The organism is Comamonas trifloxystrobinivorans (assembly GCF_043359985.1).
GTDB lineage: Bacteria > Pseudomonadota > Gammaproteobacteria > Burkholderiales > Burkholderiaceae_C > Comamonas > Comamonas trifloxystrobinivorans.
In genome coordinates, this window is sequence record NZ_JBHZGV010000005.1 from 113,858 (window position 1) to 129,116 (window position 15,259).

General features: G+C 62.7%; 15 protein-coding genes. 12 read left to right on the forward strand and 3 right to left on the reverse strand.

From position 1 onward, the window contains the following. Positions 1 to 37 precede the first annotated feature (37 nt). From ACFIQF_RS06940 to gltS, 3 genes are all read left to right on the forward strand, one after another. On the forward strand, positions 38 to 1,558 hold the full coding sequence (locus ACFIQF_RS06940) for an ArnT family glycosyltransferase (RefSeq protein ID WP_393941399.1): 1,521 nt from the start codon (positions 38 to 40) through the stop codon (positions 1,556 to 1,558). Beyond that, positions 1,555 to 2,364 (forward strand): alpha/beta fold hydrolase, encoded by an 810-nt coding sequence (locus tag ACFIQF_RS06945; RefSeq protein WP_393941401.1) that lies wholly within the window; start codon positions 1,555 to 1,557, stop codon positions 2,362 to 2,364. The genes ACFIQF_RS06940 and ACFIQF_RS06945 overlap by 4 nt, the downstream gene beginning before the upstream one ends. Positions 2,365 to 2,480: 116 nt before the next feature. Continuing rightward, positions 2,481 to 3,704, forward strand: a complete 1,224-nt coding sequence (gene gltS / locus ACFIQF_RS06950) for a sodium/glutamate symporter (RefSeq protein WP_393941403.1) — start codon at positions 2,481 to 2,483, stop codon at positions 3,702 to 3,704. 49 nt (positions 3,705 to 3,753) lie between these two features. On the opposite strand, the gene ACFIQF_RS06955 is transcribed toward gltS, so the two are convergent. Beyond that, positions 3,754 to 4,413: an NAD(P)-dependent oxidoreductase gene (locus ACFIQF_RS06955; RefSeq protein WP_393941405.1), complete on the reverse strand. Its 660-nt coding sequence runs from the start codon at positions 4,411 to 4,413 to the stop codon at positions 3,754 to 3,756. 115 nt (positions 4,414 to 4,528) lie between these two features. On the opposite strand from ACFIQF_RS06955, the gene ACFIQF_RS06960 reads away from it, so the two are divergent. From ACFIQF_RS06960 to ACFIQF_RS06980, 5 genes are all read left to right on the forward strand, one after another. Next, positions 4,529 to 5,425 carry a LysR substrate-binding domain-containing protein gene (locus tag ACFIQF_RS06960; RefSeq protein ID WP_393941407.1) on the forward strand — a complete coding sequence of 299 codons (897 nt, stop codon included), beginning with the start codon at positions 4,529 to 4,531 and terminating at the stop codon, positions 5,423 to 5,425. Positions 5,426 to 5,699: 274 nt separating this feature from the next. Next, positions 5,700 to 6,581 carry a putative selenate ABC transporter substrate-binding protein gene (locus ACFIQF_RS06965; protein WP_393941410.1) on the forward strand — a complete coding sequence of 294 codons (882 nt, stop codon included), beginning with the start codon at positions 5,700 to 5,702 and terminating at the stop codon, positions 6,579 to 6,581. Positions 6,582 to 6,648: 67 nt separating this feature from the next. Continuing rightward, positions 6,649 to 7,488, forward strand: a complete 840-nt coding sequence (locus ACFIQF_RS06970; protein ID WP_393941411.1) for a phosphonate ABC transporter ATP-binding protein — start codon at positions 6,649 to 6,651, stop codon at positions 7,486 to 7,488. Beyond that, positions 7,479 to 9,059: a phosphonate ABC transporter, permease protein PhnE gene (phnE, locus tag ACFIQF_RS06975; protein WP_393941413.1), complete on the forward strand. Its 1,581-nt coding sequence runs from the start codon at positions 7,479 to 7,481 to the stop codon at positions 9,057 to 9,059. Before ACFIQF_RS06970 ends, phnE begins: the two co-directional genes overlap by 10 nt. A 369-nt stretch (positions 9,060 to 9,428) precedes the next feature. Further along, positions 9,429 to 9,734, forward strand: a complete 306-nt coding sequence (locus ACFIQF_RS06980; protein WP_393941415.1) for an NIPSNAP family protein — start codon at positions 9,429 to 9,431, stop codon at positions 9,732 to 9,734. A gap of 435 nt (positions 9,735 to 10,169) precedes the next feature. Here the strand turns inward: ACFIQF_RS06980 and ACFIQF_RS06985 are convergent, their stop codons facing one another. Continuing rightward, complete coding sequence (locus ACFIQF_RS06985; RefSeq protein WP_393941417.1) at positions 10,170 to 11,315, reverse strand: AAA family ATPase; 1,146 nt, start codon at positions 11,313 to 11,315, stop codon at positions 10,170 to 10,172. Between the two features lie 55 nt (positions 11,316 to 11,370). Then, a complete protein-coding gene (locus tag ACFIQF_RS06990) occupies positions 11,371 to 12,207 on the reverse strand; it encodes an RNA ligase family protein (RefSeq protein WP_393941419.1) in 837 nt (278 codons plus the stop codon). Positions 12,208 to 12,708: 501 nt separating this feature from the next. Here ACFIQF_RS06990 and ACFIQF_RS06995 point away from each other — a divergent pair. The 4 genes from ACFIQF_RS06995 (at position 12,709) to ACFIQF_RS07010 (ending at position 15,259) form a co-directional block, all read left to right on the forward strand. Continuing rightward, entirely contained in the window at positions 12,709 to 13,188 is a 480-nt protein-coding gene (locus tag ACFIQF_RS06995; RefSeq protein WP_393941421.1) for a MaoC family dehydratase, read from the forward strand. 415 nt (positions 13,189 to 13,603) lie between these two features. Next, positions 13,604 to 14,536 (forward strand): CsgG/HfaB family protein, encoded by a 933-nt coding sequence (locus ACFIQF_RS07000; protein ID WP_393941423.1) that lies wholly within the window; start codon positions 13,604 to 13,606, stop codon positions 14,534 to 14,536. Beyond that, complete coding sequence (locus tag ACFIQF_RS07005) at positions 14,533 to 14,865, forward strand: hypothetical protein (RefSeq protein WP_393941425.1); 333 nt, start codon at positions 14,533 to 14,535, stop codon at positions 14,863 to 14,865. The genes ACFIQF_RS07000 and ACFIQF_RS07005 overlap by 4 nt, the downstream gene beginning before the upstream one ends. A gap of 4 nt (positions 14,866 to 14,869) precedes the next feature. Then, the gene (locus ACFIQF_RS07010; protein ID WP_393941427.1) at positions 14,870 to 15,259 is read left to right on the forward strand and encodes a DUF4810 domain-containing protein; all 390 of its coding nucleotides are present in this window, start codon (positions 14,870 to 14,872) and stop codon (positions 15,257 to 15,259) included.

Genomic DNA, 15,259 nt, shown 5'->3' on the forward strand with positions numbered 1-15,259 from the left:
GGTGCTGCCCTCTTGTTTTTGGTTTGCTGGTTTTTGCATGTCTGTGTTTCCGTTCTCCCGGCCCGATGAGCGCCGGGCTCCTTGGCTTTGGATTGCCGCGCTCGCCCTTTTGGTGGTGGTGACGCGCATGCTGATGTCGCCCGCCGTGTCCTGGGACCAGAACGAGCAACTCGTCTGGTCGCAAGAGCTGGCGCTGGGCTATGGCCCGCAACCGCCGCTCTACACCTGGCTGCAGTGGGCGCTGAACCTGGTGCTGGGGCCGAGCACGCTGTCGGTGGTGCTGCTCAAAAACCTGCTGATCGCGCTGAGCTTTGTCTTCATGCTGCTGGCGGCCCGCCAGGTGCTGCCAGCCCGTACGGCCTGGCTGGCAGCGGCCGGCATGGCCTGCCTGCCCGGCATCGGCTGGCAGTTGCTGCGCGACCAGACGCACACCGTCATGCTCACTTGCGCCATCTGCGCTACCTGGTGGCTGGTGCTGCGCCAGCTGCGTGCGCCCACGCCCATCGGCTTTGTCTGGATAGGGCTGGCGGCCGCCTGGGGCATGTTGTCCAAATACAGCTATCTGATGGTGGTGCTGGCCTTGCTGGGCGCTGCGCTCAGCCTGCCTGCCACGCGCCGCGCCCTGCTCTCCAAAGGCTGGTGGCTGGCGCCGCTGATCGGCGTGCTGCTGGTGGCACCACACGCCTGGTGGGTGCTGGAGCACTGGCAGCAAGCCAGCAGCGCCACGCTGAACAAGCTGCAACCGGCACAGACAGTTTCGCGCTGGCACGGCCTGGCCACGGGCAGCGGCTTTCTGCTCAGCTTTTTGGCGCTGGCCGTGTTGCCCTGGTTGGCGGTGGCGGCGCTCAGTTTTGGCAAGTTTTGGCGTGCGCCGCGTGGTGATGACGCTGCATGCACGCCAGCGTGGTTGCTGCCGCTGCTCAAGCGTTATGTGTTGCTGGTGGCCCTGGGCCTGGCCTTGGTGGTGCTGGGTGGCGCCTCCAAACTCGACGGCCGCTGGATCCAGCCTTTGCTGCTGGTCGTGCCTTTGTGGCTGCTGGCACGCTGGCCCGCCATGGGCAGCAACAGCGCGTGCGCACGCCGCTATTTGCGGATTTGCCTCTTCCTGTTTTTACTGGTGTGGTCTGTCGCGCTCTACGCTCCGCTGCACAAGGCCCGCGCCGGCCACGCCGACCGGCTGAACTGGCCGTTGGAGCAAATCGGCGCCACCTTGCAGCATGGCGGTTTCCAGGGCCAAGGCGTGGTGATTGCCGAGCACCACACCACCGCTGGCGTGCTGCGTTTGCTGTTTCCCCAAGCCCGCATCGTGGTCTGCGATATGCTGCTGGCCAGCGCCGATGGCTGCGTGGCACAAAGCATGCAAAAAGCGCGGGCACAGCGCCAGATGGTCTTGCTGATCACCAGCGACGACCCGGCGCCAGACTCCTGGTGGCGCGCCTCCACCACCGACCGCAGCGTGCCCGCCACCACCGAGGTACGCCTGCCTTTCCGCTGGACCGACCCGGCCAAAGCCGCACTGATTCTGGAATACTTTGTCACCGACACCGCCCAACCATGACCACTGCTGAGAGCCGCACCCAATCCCACTGGATCCGCTTGCCCCGAGGGCGCATGTTCGCCCAATCGTGGACGCCAGCCACGCCAAGCACACAAGGGTCGCTGCCACCGCTGGTGCTGATGCACGATTCGCTGGGCTGCGTGGCCATGTGGCGCGATCTGCCCGAGCTACTGGCGCAGGCTACCGGCCGCACCGTCTACGCTTACGACCGGCTGGGCTACGGCCAATCAGATGCAGTGAGCGAGCCACCGGGCACGGATTTTGTCGCCGCCGAGGCCGAACAATCCTTCCCCGCCGTGCGCGAGCAATTGGGGCTGGAGCGCTATGTGCTGCTGGGCCACAGCGTGGGCAGCGGCATGTCGTTGGAGATTGCAGCACGCGCTGCCGTCGCATGCGAAGCCGTGGTCACCATTGCCGGCCAGGCCTTTGTCGAAGAGCACACGCGCAGCGGCATCCGCGTGGCGCGTGAGCAGTTCCAGAACCCCGAGCATCTGGCGCGGCTTGCCAAATACCATGGCGACAAGGCCCGCTGGGTGGTGGATGCCTGGACCGAAACCTGGCTCAGCCCCGAGTTTGCCAACTGGTCGGTACAAGCAGCGTTGCCACGCATCCACTGCCCGGTTTTGGCCATGCACGGCGAGCTGGACGAATACGGCACGCCCGAGCACCCGCAACGCATCGCAAGCGGCGTTAGCGGCCCAGCGCAGGCGCTCATCATCCCGGGCGCGCACCATATGCCGCACCGCGAGATGCCAGAGCTGGTGATAGAGCAGGTCGTGCGCTTTCTGGCGCAGTTGCCCGGTTGATCTCTGCACTGTTGCCAGCCAGCGCTGGCAGCTGACCGGTTGGCGGCCTGCTTGCTGACAGCGCTGCGGAGCCACTCTGGGCAAGATGCCCGCCACAACCTACAAGCACTGCCACCATGCCCGAAACCCTGCTGATACCTCCGCTCAAGAGTTTCACCATCGCCATCGTGCTGATGTTTGTGGGCCTGAACCTGGGCAAGCGCCTCGCGTTTGTGCAGCGCTACAGCATTCCCGAGCCGGTGGTGGGCGGCTTTCTATGCGCCGCCGTCGTGGGCCTGGTGTATTGGTGGGCAGGTGTGCGCATCGTGTTCGAGCTGCCCATGCTCAACACCTTGCTGCTGTACTTTTTTGCGGCCATCGGTCTGAACGCCGACATCAAAACCCTGCGCCAAGGCGGCAAACCGATGGTATTGCTGCTGGTGCTGGCTTCGGTCTTCATCGTGCTGCAAAACCTGCTTGGCATGGGCATGGCCAGCCTGTTTGGCCAGCCGCACCAGGCGGGGCTGATGACCGGCTCAGTCTCGCTGACCGGCGGCGTCGGCACCACCCTGGCCTGGGCGCCCACCTTTGTGAGCCAGTTGGGTATTGGCAACGCGGCCGAGCTGGGCATGGCCAGCAACATGGTGGGTTTGATTGCCGCCTGCCTGGTGGGCGGCCCGATCGCCAGCTATTTGCTGCGCCGCCACCACATCACCGACAGCCACGCACAGCCGCTGGATGTGGGTGTCTCCGCCAAGCTGACCCAGGCACCGCTCGATTATTTTGGTGTGCTGCGCGCCTGGCTGTGGCTGAACGTGGCGCTGATTCTGGGCGACTTCATCACGCCCGTGTTCCAGGCGCTGGGCTTGCGCCTGCCCAGTTTTGTCGGCTGCCTGATGGCCGGGATCGTGCTACGCAACAGCATCGGCCTGTGGCTGCTGCGCCCCAACGGCAACCCCTGGGCCCAGCAACACTGGCAAACCATGCAAGCCGGTCTGGCCTTGATCTCAGACCTGTGCCTGGGCCTGTTTCTCACCATGGCCTTGATGGGCCTGCAGCTATGGGTGCTGCAAGGCTCGCTGGTGTTTGTGGGCACGGTCTTGGCGTTGCAGATACTGCTGGCCGTGGGCTACAGCATCTTGGTGGTCTTCCGTTTTACTGGCAAAGACTATGAGGCCGCTGTCATCTCAGCCGGCTTTGGCGGCATTGCGCTGGGCTCCACCGCTACCGCCATCGCCAATATGACGGCCGTCACGCGCCAGCACGGTGCAGCGCACCGCGCCTTCATCATCGTGCCGCTGGTGTGCGGGTTTTTTATCGACTTGGTGAATGCGCTGGTGATTCAGACTCTGGCGCGCTAGCTCGGAAAAAAGCTGCCAGCGGCCCAGCCAAGGCGCTGGCTGTTCTCTATCAATAAGCCACGGTAAAGCGCGCCTTGAGGTGCGCTTTCTTCTCCAGCGCATCGACCAAAGCCACAGCCAGGTCTTGCACCGAGATATCGCCAGGCTTGCCGTCAGCCTGCATCAAAGGCTCGTTCTGGCCGCTGCGGTACTGGCCGGTGCGGCCTTGGGCTTGGGCGGCCGAGCCGCCGTGGAAGCCAACGGGCGGGCTCAGCAAAGTCCAGTCCAGTGAGCTCTCGCCTTGCAGCTCGGTAAACATGTCACGCGCAGCGCTGGCGCCGGGTTTGATGGCGGCGGGGAAATCGGGCGAATCCACCAGTTGCTGGCCGTTCACATACAGGCTGCCAGCGCCGCCCACCACCAGATAGCGCGAGATGCCAGCGGCCTTGACGCCTTGCACGATGGCCCGCGAACCGCGCATGAAATCGTCGTAAATATTGGGGTTGGTCCAACCGGCGTTGTAAGCGCTCAGCACGGCGTCGCTGCCAGCCACAGCCTTTTGCACGGCGGCGGCATCCAACACATCGGCCTGCACCGCACGCAGATGCGGCTGGGCAGCGATTTTTTCGGGCTGGCGGGCCAAAGCCACCACCTGGTGGCCGCGTTGCAGCAGTTCATTCAATACGGCAGCGCCGACAAAACCGGTAGCGCCAATCAGTGCGACTTGCATGTTGTTTCCTTTTTCCCAAAGTGTTTGCGATGGGTGCTACTGTAAAACGCGCCGATTCATTTGATAATCCTGCCAATCCCACAATCACTTTGAAGCACAGCTTCACAATTACCCGATGGAAGACCTGAACCGCATGGCCGTGTTTGCCGCCGTGGTCGAGCAAGGCTCGATGAGCGCCGCCGCCCGCCTGCTGGGCATGACAGCCTCGGCGGTGAGCCAACACATCCGCCAGCTCGAAGCGCAATCGGGCGTGCCGCTGATGCACCGCACCACGCGCAAACTCAGCCTGAGCGAGGCCGGCCAGCGCTTTTATGCGCAATGCGCGCTGATGCTACAGGCCGCCCGCCAGGCCCGCGCCGAGCTGGAAGCCGAGCGCGAAGAACCCGTGGGCGAGCTGCGCATCGCCGCCGTGCTGGGCCTGGCCGCACCGCTGGGCAGGGCACTGGCACCGCTGCTGCACGCCTACCCGCAACTGCGCCTGCAGTTGCTGCTGGACGATGCGCACACCGACCTGGTGGCCGAGCGCGTAGACATGGCCATCCGCCTGGGCTCACTGCCCGATTCGAGCTGGGTCGCGCGCCCCTTGGCCCGCCTGCCCTGGTGGATTTGCGCCGCCCCCAGCCTGCTGGCCAGCCACGCCAAGCCCCAGCACCCGCAGCAATTGCTGGCCCTGCCCTGGATAGCCCGCAACACCGGCGTCAGCATTACCAGCAAGCTGCACTTGCAAGCGGCCAGTGGCGAGAGCGTGCAACTGCACACCACGCCGCGCATCATCTGCAACCAGCAACAAGGCTTGCAGCAACTGTGCAGCGAAGGCCTGGGTCTGGCCAAACTGTTCTCGCTCGACGTGGCCGAGCCGGTCGCCAACGGCCAGTTGCTGCGCCTGCTGCCCGAATGGGACTGCGGCAGCCTCGACATCTGGGCGCTCACCCCACAGCGCGACGCCTTGCCCGCCCGCGTGCGGCTCGCGCTCAAAGCTCTGCAGGCGCAGTTTGCGCCGTTGGCGGCGTAGGCAAGCAGCCGAGCGCAAGGCCACTGAGCAGCCGACCGCCGGCGCCGCTCTCGCAGGCTGTGGGCTGTTCGGGCCACTCACTCGCCCTTCAGCCAGCTCCCACGCAAAAGGCGTATCTCCCAACGCAGGAATCCCCGCCCTCTACAATCTGCGCCTCAGTGGTCGGTGTACCACCTATGGTCAGTCTTATCGCCCTGCGTGCTCAGTTTGTGCGTGCAGGGCCAACTAAACCGCCGTGTATCCGGACGGCGGTGGCTTTTTGAACGGAACCACCATGACAACTTCATTCGCACGCCGCGCAGCGCTGCGCGGCTTGGCCGTTGCTGCTTTTGCCTCTTCCACGCTGCTGGCCAGCGCCCATGCGGATACGCCTGCGGTGCTCAAGGTCTCGGCCATTCCCGACGAAGCGCCTACCGAGCTGCAGCGCAAGTTCAAGCCCCTGGGCGAATACCTGTCGCAAGCCACCGGCATGAAAGTGGTGTTCACACCCGTGTCGGATTACGCAGCCGTGGTGGAATCGCTCGCTACCAAAAAGCTCGACTTGGCCTGGCTCGGCGGCTTCACCTACGTGCAGGCCAAGATCCGCACCAATGGCACGGCCATCCCCATCGTGCAGCGCGCCGAAGATGCGGTCTTCACCAGCCAGTTCATCACGGCCGATCCCAACATCAAAACCCTGGCCGATCTGAAAGGCAAAACCTTTGCCTTCGGCGCGCCCTCGTCCACCTCGGGCAGCCTGATGCCACGCTACTTTCTGCTCAAGGACGGCCTGAACCCCGAGAAGGATTTCAAGACCGTGGCCTACTCTGGCGCGCACGACGCGACCGTGGCCTTTGTGGCCGCCGGCAAGGCCGAAGCCGGTGTGCTCAACACCTCGGTCTGGGACAAGCTGGTCGAATCGAAAAAAGTCGACACCAGCAAAGTGCGCGTGTTTGCCACCACGCCCCCCTACTTTGACTACAACTGGACGGTGCGCGGTGATCTGGACCCGGCCATCATCAAAAAGCTGACCGACGCCTTCCTGGCGCTCGACCCGGCCAAGCCCGAGCACAAGGCGATCATGGATTTGCAGCGCGCCTCCAAGTTCATTCCCACCCAATCGTCCAACTACGACGGCACCGAAACCGCTGCCAAATCGGCTGGCCTGCTGAAGTAAAGCCCAGCGTTCGTGTCTGCTGCCGGTGCTGAGCCGGCAGCCCTGTTTTCCCTCAGAGATACCGCCCATGAGCTTCGTGCTGGACGATGTGGGCCTGACCCAAGACAACGGCTTTGTCGCCCTCTCGGGCATTTCGCTGTCTGCGGCGCAAGGCGAGAGCATTGCGCTCATCGGCCCGTCCGGCGCGGGCAAAACCTCGCTGCTCAGCACCATCGGCACCGGCTACCTGCCCAGCAGCGGCCGCCTGCAAGTGCTGGAGCAAAGCGCGTCGGCGCAGTCTTCGGCGCGCGAGCTCAAGGCGCTGCGCAGCCGCATTGGCAGCGTCTACCAGGCCGCGCCGATTCCGCTGCGCCAACGCGTGGTCACGGCCGTACTGGCCGGCAAACTGGGCCAATGGCCGCTGTGGAAAGCGCTGGCTTCGCTGGCCTATCCGCAAGACATTCCCGGCGCTGCCGAAGCCTTGGCCCGCGTGCAATTGCAAGACAAATTGTTTGCGCGCTGCGACCAGCTCTCCGGCGGCCAATTGCAGCGCGTAGGCATTGCCCGCGTGCTCTACCAACAGGCCGAACTGATACTGGCGGACGAACCCGTCTCCGCGCTCGACCCCAGCCTGTCGCTGGCCACCGTGCAGCTCTTGGTGCAAGAGGCCGCTGCCCGCCAAGCCACGCTGGTAGCCAGCTTGCATGCGGTTGATCTGGCCTTGGGCTGCTTTGCGCGCATTGTCGGCATTCGTGATGGCCGCGTAGCTTTCGATCTGCCTGCCGCCCAGGTGAGCGATGCGCAACTGCAAGCGCTCTACGCCAATGCCGATGGCAGCACCGCGGCGCTGCCCACTTTGCACAATGCCGTGCCACCAGCCGCTGCAGCGCTCGGCGCAAACCTGCCAGCGGTGATCGCATGCCGGTAAGCGCTGAAGCCTCTGCCGCCGTTGCCTTGCACAGGCGCGACCCGGCTGCACGCGGGCGGCTTACTTGGCTGCTGCTGGCGCTGGTGCTGCTCTGGCCTTTGCTGCAAACCTCGGGCTTCACGCTCCGGCCGTTTTTTGATGCAGACAACCTCCAGGTCATCGGCAATTTTCTGCGCCAGTTTCTGCCGCCAGAAACCGGCAGCGAGTTTTTAGGCTACCTGGCCGAGGCCAGCTTGCAAACGCTGGCCATCGCCACGGCAGGCATGGCGCTGGCTTTTGTCATTGCCGTGCCCATGGCCTACCTGTCTACCGGCGCAGCCCGCGAGCGCGTCACGCTCAACCCCATTGCACGCGGCGTGCTCACCATCTTGCGCGGCGTGCCCGAGCTGGTCTGGGCGCTGGTGTTTGTGCGAGTGTTCGGTTTGGGCCCGGCCGCTGGCGTGCTGGCGCTGGCGCTCACCTACGGCGGCATGCTCGCCAAGGTGTACGCCGAGATTCTGGAATCCACCGACCCGGCGCCCGCCCGCGCACTGCGTGCCAGCGGCGCCGGGCGCGTACAGGCGCTGCTCTACGGCCTGCTGCCGCAAGCGGCCAAGGAGCTCACCTCGTACACCATCTACCGCTGGGAATGCGCTATCCGCGCCTCGGTGGTGATGGGCTTTGTCGGCGCTGGCGGCCTGGGCCAGCTGATGGACCAGGCCATGAAAATGCTCAATGGCGGCGAGGCCGCCAGCGTTCTGCTGGCCTTCATGCTGCTGGTGACCGCTGCCGATCTGCTGTCCTGGTGGCTGCGCCGCGCGCTCGACAGCGCACTGGCCGAGCGCGCCCTGCCCTTTGGCTGGCGCACTGCGGCCTTTGTGCTGGCCTTGGGTGCTGGCTTGTGGGCCAGCCTGCGCTTGCTGGACATGGATTGGGCCGCGCTGTTCACACCACAAGCGGCGCAAAGCATGGGCGATTTTGTGCGCGGTTTTTTCCCACCCGATCTGAGCCAGCCCTGGCTGCTGAAAGTACTGCGCGGCGTGTGGGAAACGCTGGCCATCTCCATCGTCGGCACCTTGCTGGCCGCTGCCGCCGGCCTGCTGCTGGCTCTGCCGCGCTGGCGTGCACCATGGAACCTGCTGCTCAATGTGCTGCGCTCGGTGCCCGAGCTGGTCTGGGCCACCATCACCGCCTTGGCCGTGGGCCTGGGCCCGTTTGCCGGCGCTCTGGCACTGGCTTTGCACACGGCCGGCGTGCTGGGCCGCCTGTACGCCGAAGCCTTGCAAAACGCGCCCGCCGCGCCTGCCCGCGCCCTGCGCCTGGCCGGCAGCAACCGCTTGTTGGCCTTTTGCTATGGCACCTTCGCCGGTGCCGCGCCGCAGCTGCTCGCCTACACCTTGTACCGCTGGGAAATGAATATCCGCATGGCCGCCATCCTGGGCTTCGTCGGCGCCGGTGGCCTGGGCCAGCTGCTGTACTTCGAGCTCTCGCTCTTTCACTACGCGCAGGCCAGCACGGTCATCATCGCCATGCTGCTGCTGAGCATGGCAGTGGACTGGAGCAGCGCTGCCTTGCGCCGGGCCATGCGGTGAGCAGCACACTGCAGCGCTTCTGCGCCGCAGTGACAGCCGCCAGAAATCAGCCCTGGTATGCAGACTATGATGGCCGCTTTTTAAGAGCGTGTTTACGATCTCAACGCAGTCGCGTTGTGCTGCAATCGCGTCCGAGTTCGCTGTGATGGGTTGCAGAATGCACCCATGTGCATTCAATGCCCAGCGCTGCGAAATCGGCCGATTTCAGTGCAACCCTTGTGGACAGTGGTTTTGCGATGCTCGAGCACGGCAGCAAGATGGGATCTTGGCCGCTGCAAAGGCAAACCTCACCAACAAGCAGCTACTTCGCAAAACCGCTGTCGCGGCGCGAGGAGATCGTAAACACGCTCTAAAACTTCAAACATTGCCATGATCACCTGCTACCTGCGCTACGTTATCGACCCGTACAAGCTCGCGGAATTCGAGCACTACGGCAAGCTTTGGATTCCCCTGGTCGAGAAATTCGGCGGCCAACACCACGGCTACTTTCTGCCCTCGGAAGGCGCCAACAACATCGCCTACGCGATGTTCAGCTTCGCCAGCCTGGCAGCCTACGAGGCCTACCGCACGGCCTCGGCCAGCGATGCAGATTGCCAGGCCGCTTTCCGCTATGCAGAAGAAACGCGCTGCATTGTGAGCTATGAGCGCAGTTTTCTCCGGCCGGTGTTTCGTTGATTTTGAAAAATTACTCAGCGCCGAATTGCAAGCTCTGAGTAAACGGGAGTTTATTGCGGGAGTTTAGTGACGCAGCTCTCGCAGGCTGTTCGGCTGTTGGCTGCCCACCTCCCTTTCAGCCAGCGCCTGCGATCGCAGCAAATGCCGGCGGTTTGGCTGCCGCAGGACAGCCAAACTTCGTGAACTGACTTGCGCCAGCTGTTTGAACGCAGCGCCTTGGCGCGGAGTGAGTTTTGGCGCACGCCGGTATTTGCTGTGAGCGCAGGTTGCCCCGAAAGATTCGCTACGCGAAGCTTTCGGGGACGCTGGATGTGGGCACGCTTCTTTGCTTACTTTCTTATCGTGCGATAAGAAAGTAAGTCGCCCGCCGGGGCGAGACCCGGCCAGCTGCTGCAAGCAAAGCAGCACAACGCCAGTTGAAAAGCTGCCTCAACTTCAATCATTGACCAATAACCGCAGACCATGTGCCTCGGTCGGCAACGGCACCTCCCATTTATGCAACATGCCCAGCAGCGCTGCATTGCTCAGCGTGGTGTCGCGGTTGCTGTTGCGCGACAGCAAGGTTGCGCGGCTGGCCTCGATATGCACCAGCTCTACCTGCGCGCCATAGGCCAAACACAGATCGAGCGTCTTGCCGCGCATCTGGCGTGACAAATGCGTGGCGTTCCAAACGAACGGTGCCTTGGCGCGCAGCAAAACTTTGGCCTTGTCGACGGCGCGGTGCGCGGCAGCACCTTCGTTCTCGCCGTGGCGCAAGCCCAGCTCGGCACGCGCATCGTCAAACGACACCACCGGCAAATCGCCATGGTGGTGCGCCACCCAGGTGTTTTTGCCCGATGCAGGTAAGCCGCACATCACGATGACCGATGATCCCGCTTGCTCGTGCAAGGCGTAATCCGGGTGCAACTCCGCACCGCGAAAATAGCGCACGGCCGTTTCTGCCGAGGCAAATTGGCGCGGTGTACGCAGACAATTCTCTTCCAGCGCCAGCTCGCGAAACAGCTCGATATTGAGCAGCACGCCATCCACATCCGGGCAGATGCGGCCGCGAATATCGGCCCGCGCCAACAGCACCAGCAATTGCAGATCCACCTGCCAAGACAGCTCACGCACGATGAACTCGGGTGAGACGCCTCGGCGCGAATCCGCAAACGCGAAAAACGGCACCTGGTGCACGGCGATCAAGCGGCAAATGGCTTCGCGCTGGGCCACGGGCGCACCCGCTTGCCACAACGCCAAACGCGCATCGAGCGCACCACGGCGCGAATGGCCGGGCTGCGAAATACGGCCTTGCGCATCCACTTGCGTGGTCGAGCATTTGGCCACATCGTGCAGCAGTGCGGCCAGAAAAACCGTCTCGCGCTCGCTGCGGCTCAGCTGCGCGTAATCGGCATCGGCCAACAGCTCGCGCAGCACCATCTGCGTATGCGTCCAGACATCACCTTCGGCGTGGTAGACCGGGTCTTGCGGCGTGGTCTTGGCCAGTTCCAATTGCGGAAAAGCATCCAGGCAAGCGGCCCAATCCACCTCGGCGCTGGCGCCTTGCGGCACCAGGGCCGCCATCTCTTTCCAGCTCCACATATAAAACTCCTTTCTCGCCACCGCCCAGCGGCAGTGGCCATGCGGGCATCCAGGCTTACCAGCCTTTGTGAATGCGCTCCGCAAAAATATCGACACCTCGGCGCAAGCCGTTGGCGATGATGGGCCGCTCGCTGTGGTGCGAGCCCGAGTCGAGAATCGTCTGCACAAAGTCGGAGCGCACAAACTTGTAGCGCGCCACGGTTTGCCCCGCTTCCTCGACCTTGATGTACAGGCCTTCGGCCAGCTCCGAAGCATCGGTTTGCTGCCACACTAAAGGCGCGTGCAGTTGCTGCTTGGCCGCTTGCTGCTCCAACACCGTGCGCCACTGCGCAGTGCGCGCCAGCGAAGGCGCCAACAGCGCCAGCAAATCCTGCAAGCGCTGCGGCGCCACGCCGCTGTAGAGCACAGGCACCGACACCACAGGCACGCCAGCCAGCAAGGCATGGCGGCACGGCGTATCGAGAAACTGCTGCGCCGAGCGGTCCCACACGTCGAACTCGCAAAACCAATGCGGCAGCGCGTCGTAATACAGCGAATGCTTGGCATACAGCCACTCGCCAAACACGATGTAGCGGTCGTCGAGCAGTTGCATCAGCGCCGCTTCATGCGCTCGCGCCCACTGCTTGTAGGCGTTGAACTGACGCTCGCGCCCGCCCATCTGATCGGCTTGCAGATAGTGGCCGCGCGATTGCAGCAGCAAGCTGCCGTCGCTGGCAAAGCTCAGCGCGGCATTGGCGCCGTCGAGCTTTTCCTCGACCACGATATGCCGGCCGGCCAAGGCCGCATAAGGCACGTCGTCCGCCGAATCACCGGCTTGTAAACGCGAGCCGCGCAGATGCGGCGTGCGTGGGTATTTGAGAATCTCCAGATTGAATAGATGTTGCGAAGTCATGGTGTGCTTTCGAGCAATGGCAAAAGCCCGGGCGGCGAACCACCCCAGGCAGGAAAGCCGACGACAACGACCAGCGCCGCAATGGAGCAAAGACAGGCCATGCTCTGCGCGCCATAACCGCGCACATCAGAACAAGGCAGGAACCGGGTAGAGAGAGAAGATGGACAGGCGAGGAGCCAAGCCCGCCAGCCGTATTTCCGAGAGCAGAGGCCTCGGACAACCCACCACCACGCACCGCAGCGCACACGCTCTAAGAGCGTGTGACGAAGTCGTTCAGCAAAAACGAGTGCGGCGAGACATGGTGCACCTCAGCAGGTGAAGGTTGAAAAAAGGAAAAACGAGTGTAGTGGCAGCTGCCGCCATTGGCTACTTTGGGCGCGCAGCTTGTTGCATGCTTGCATCAGGATGTTTGCCCAAAGCCTGTCGCTCAAGGCCACGATCCAGGCAGCACAAGCTGAAAGAATGAAGCATCGCCACACAGGCTCAGCAACAGGAGACCCCATGATCCAACACCAAATGTGCGAGCAGCGCTATTTTGAAGATTTCCAACTGGGCGAGAAGTTTCTGCTGCCCTCGCGCACCATGACCGACGCGCTGTTTGCCGCCTTCCAGTTGGCCAGCGGCGACAACCACCCGGTGCATTACGACGTGGAATATTGCCGCGCCCACGGCATGCCGCATATGCTGGCCCACGGCTACCAGGTGGTGATACAGACGGCTGCCGGTGCCGGGCTTTTTCCGCACATGGTGGAAGAATCGCTCAAAGGCTTTCTGGAACAAGGCAGCCGCTTTCTGTACCCGGTGTTTGTGGGCGATACCTTGTATTGCACGCTGACCGTGTCCGAGCTCAAACCCGGCAACACCACCGGCGTGCTGAGCTTGAGCACCGAAGTGAAGAACCAGAAAGGCGTGGTGGTGATGGACGGTTTTCAGCGCTATCTGCTGCGCAAGCGCCAGCCTGCAAACGCTAAACCGGCCTGAACCAAGCCACGCTTGCCCACAAAAAAACCTGTGATGTCCGTCACAGGTTTTTTGCTTTACACCGGCTTGATCTGCGCCACCGGCGGAACAAAGGTGCTGCGCGAAGAGCAGCTCCATCCATGTCACAAAGCACTACCGACTGCATCACAATGCACCGCCATGTGGACAAAAGACAACGTCTTACTCAGCCCAAGCAAAACAACGACCACATATATTTCAACAAGTTAGCGAGAAAAAAGGTGGCATTCAATCATAGTCAACGCAGCAATTTAGTCGAACATTCATAGTTGTAAGCAATGCGCAAAGTTGGTGCAGCAATAATCAAAGTGTTGCAAAAAATGTCTGATTTCAGGGGTTTACCATGCGTTTGCCACTTTCCATGGCGTCGGGAGCAGTTCTGCTTTCGGCTCTTTTTTTGAGCGGCTGTGCCGTTCAAACACCGCCTGTCGAAGCCAAGGATGCTGCGCCATCCAACGCAGCCCAAACCGCTGCCCAGCAGCAGGTGCTGAACCAGGCGCCAGCGGCGCCCACCCTCAAGCGCAAGATTGCGCTGGGCCGCATCTCCAACGAAACCTCTTATGGCCAATCGCTGTTGCGCGACAAGCAAGGCGATCCGCTGGGCAAGCAAGTCACGGATTTGTTCAGCAAGGCTCTCACGGAGTCGGGCGCCTATCTGGTCTTTGAACGCCCCGACATTGGCCGCCTGGAATCTGAAAGCCAGCTCAGCCAGCAGAAGCTCAACCTGGTGGGTGTGGATGCCTTGGTGATTGGTTCGCTCACCGAGTTCGGCCGCAAAACGCTGGGCAGCTCGGGTTTCGCCTCGTCCAGCAAGCGCCAGGTGGCCTTTGCCAAGATCGACATCCGCGTCGTGGACGCCAAGACGGGCCATGTGTTCTTTGCCACATCCGGTGCCGGTGAAGCATCTACGGAAACTTCTTCCACTTTTGGCTTTGGCTCACGTGCGGGCTACGACGGCACGCTGAACGACACGGCCATTCGCCAAGCCGTGTCTGAGGCCGTGAGCAAGCTGTCTGCTGAGATGAACCGCCGCCCCTGGTCCACTGCCATCCTGAAACTGGAAGGCGACCGCGTCTTCATCAGTGGCGGCGCCTCGCAAGGCCTCAAGCCCGGTATGCGTCTGGCGGTACAAACCGCTGGCGAGCAGATCAAATCGCCACAAACCGGTGCCATGGTCACACTGCCAGGCCGCGAAGTGGCACAGATTCAGGTGGAGTCGAGCTTTGGCGACAACGAGCTCAACGAAGGCTCGGTAGCCCAGGTGGTGGGCGGCAGCCTCAAAGGCAGCTCCCTTGACAAGCTGGTCGTGATTTTCGGAGGCCAAAAATGAAGCAGCACCGTTTTTGCAGCGCTCTGCTCGCTGGCGTACTGGCCAGCCTCTCGCTGAGCGCCTGCGTGCAAATGCCTACGGAAAAGCAGCAAGTGGTGGATTTGAAGGCGCAGGTCTCCTTTGCCTATACCAACGCCGCCCTGGCCAATGCCCAAGTGGTGGTAGACGGCCTGCCCATGGGCGTTGCCGGCAGCTACCAAGCCGGTGTGGCAGCCCTCAAGCTCAAGCCTGGCACGCACCACATCCAGGTCAACCTCGGAGCCCAGCGCCTGCTGGACGAGAAAATCTACGTCGGTGACGGCGTGAGCAAAACCTTCGATATCCGTTGAACCCATGTCTCGCAAATTTCCACTTCAACGTCCGCTCGCGCTGCTGGCCTTGGCCGGATTGAGCACCATCCTCAGCGGCTGCGCCAACAACCAGGCCCTGTACCAATGGGGCGGCTATAACTCTGCGCTGTACTCGTCGTACAAAGATCCCGAGCAAGTGGCCGCGCTGCAGACCAAGCTCGAAACGCATATCGCAGCCATGAACAGCAGCAACCAGAAGGTGGCCCCTGGCCTGTATGCCGAGCTGGGGTCGCTCTACCTGCAAACGGGCAAAACCAGCGAAGCCATCAGCCAGTACAAGAAAGAGCGCGAACTGTGGCCCGAGAGCCGCGGCCTGATGGATGCCATGATTTCCACATTGGAAAAACGCCAAGCCAACGGCAGCAAGGGATAA

Excerpts from the sequence above, each read along its gene's own strand:
- ACFIQF_RS06970 (WP_393941411.1), top strand. The coding sequence starts at position 6,649 with ATGAGCTTCGTGCTGGACGATGTGGGCCTGACCCAAGACAACGGCTTT.
- ACFIQF_RS06965 (WP_393941410.1), top strand. The coding sequence starts at position 5,700 with ATGACAACTTCATTCGCACGCCGCGCAGCGCTGCGCGGCTTGGCCGTT.
- ACFIQF_RS07010 (WP_393941427.1), top strand. The coding sequence starts at position 14,870 with ATGTCTCGCAAATTTCCACTTCAACGTCCGCTCGCGCTGCTGGCCTTG.
- ACFIQF_RS06945 (WP_393941401.1), top strand. The coding sequence starts at position 1,555 with ATGACCACTGCTGAGAGCCGCACCCAATCCCACTGGATCCGCTTGCCC.
- gltS (WP_393941403.1), top strand. The coding sequence starts at position 2,481 with ATGCCCGAAACCCTGCTGATACCTCCGCTCAAGAGTTTCACCATCGCC.
- ACFIQF_RS06995 (WP_393941421.1), top strand. The coding sequence starts at position 12,709 with ATGATCCAACACCAAATGTGCGAGCAGCGCTATTTTGAAGATTTCCAA.
- ACFIQF_RS06990 (WP_393941419.1), bottom strand. The coding sequence starts at position 12,207 with ATGACTTCGCAACATCTATTCAATCTGGAGATTCTCAAATACCCACGC.
- ACFIQF_RS06960 (WP_393941407.1), top strand. The coding sequence starts at position 4,529 with ATGGAAGACCTGAACCGCATGGCCGTGTTTGCCGCCGTGGTCGAGCAA.
- ACFIQF_RS07005 (WP_393941425.1), top strand. The coding sequence starts at position 14,533 with ATGAAGCAGCACCGTTTTTGCAGCGCTCTGCTCGCTGGCGTACTGGCC.
- phnE (WP_393941413.1), top strand. The coding sequence starts at position 7,479 with ATGCCGGTAAGCGCTGAAGCCTCTGCCGCCGTTGCCTTGCACAGGCGC.
- ACFIQF_RS06940 (WP_393941399.1), top strand. The coding sequence starts at position 38 with ATGTCTGTGTTTCCGTTCTCCCGGCCCGATGAGCGCCGGGCTCCTTGG.
- ACFIQF_RS06955 (WP_393941405.1), bottom strand. The coding sequence starts at position 4,413 with ATGCAAGTCGCACTGATTGGCGCTACCGGTTTTGTCGGCGCTGCCGTA.
- ACFIQF_RS06985 (WP_393941417.1), bottom strand. The coding sequence starts at position 11,315 with ATGTGGAGCTGGAAAGAGATGGCGGCCCTGGTGCCGCAAGGCGCCAGC.
- ACFIQF_RS06980 (WP_393941415.1), top strand. The coding sequence starts at position 9,429 with ATGATCACCTGCTACCTGCGCTACGTTATCGACCCGTACAAGCTCGCG.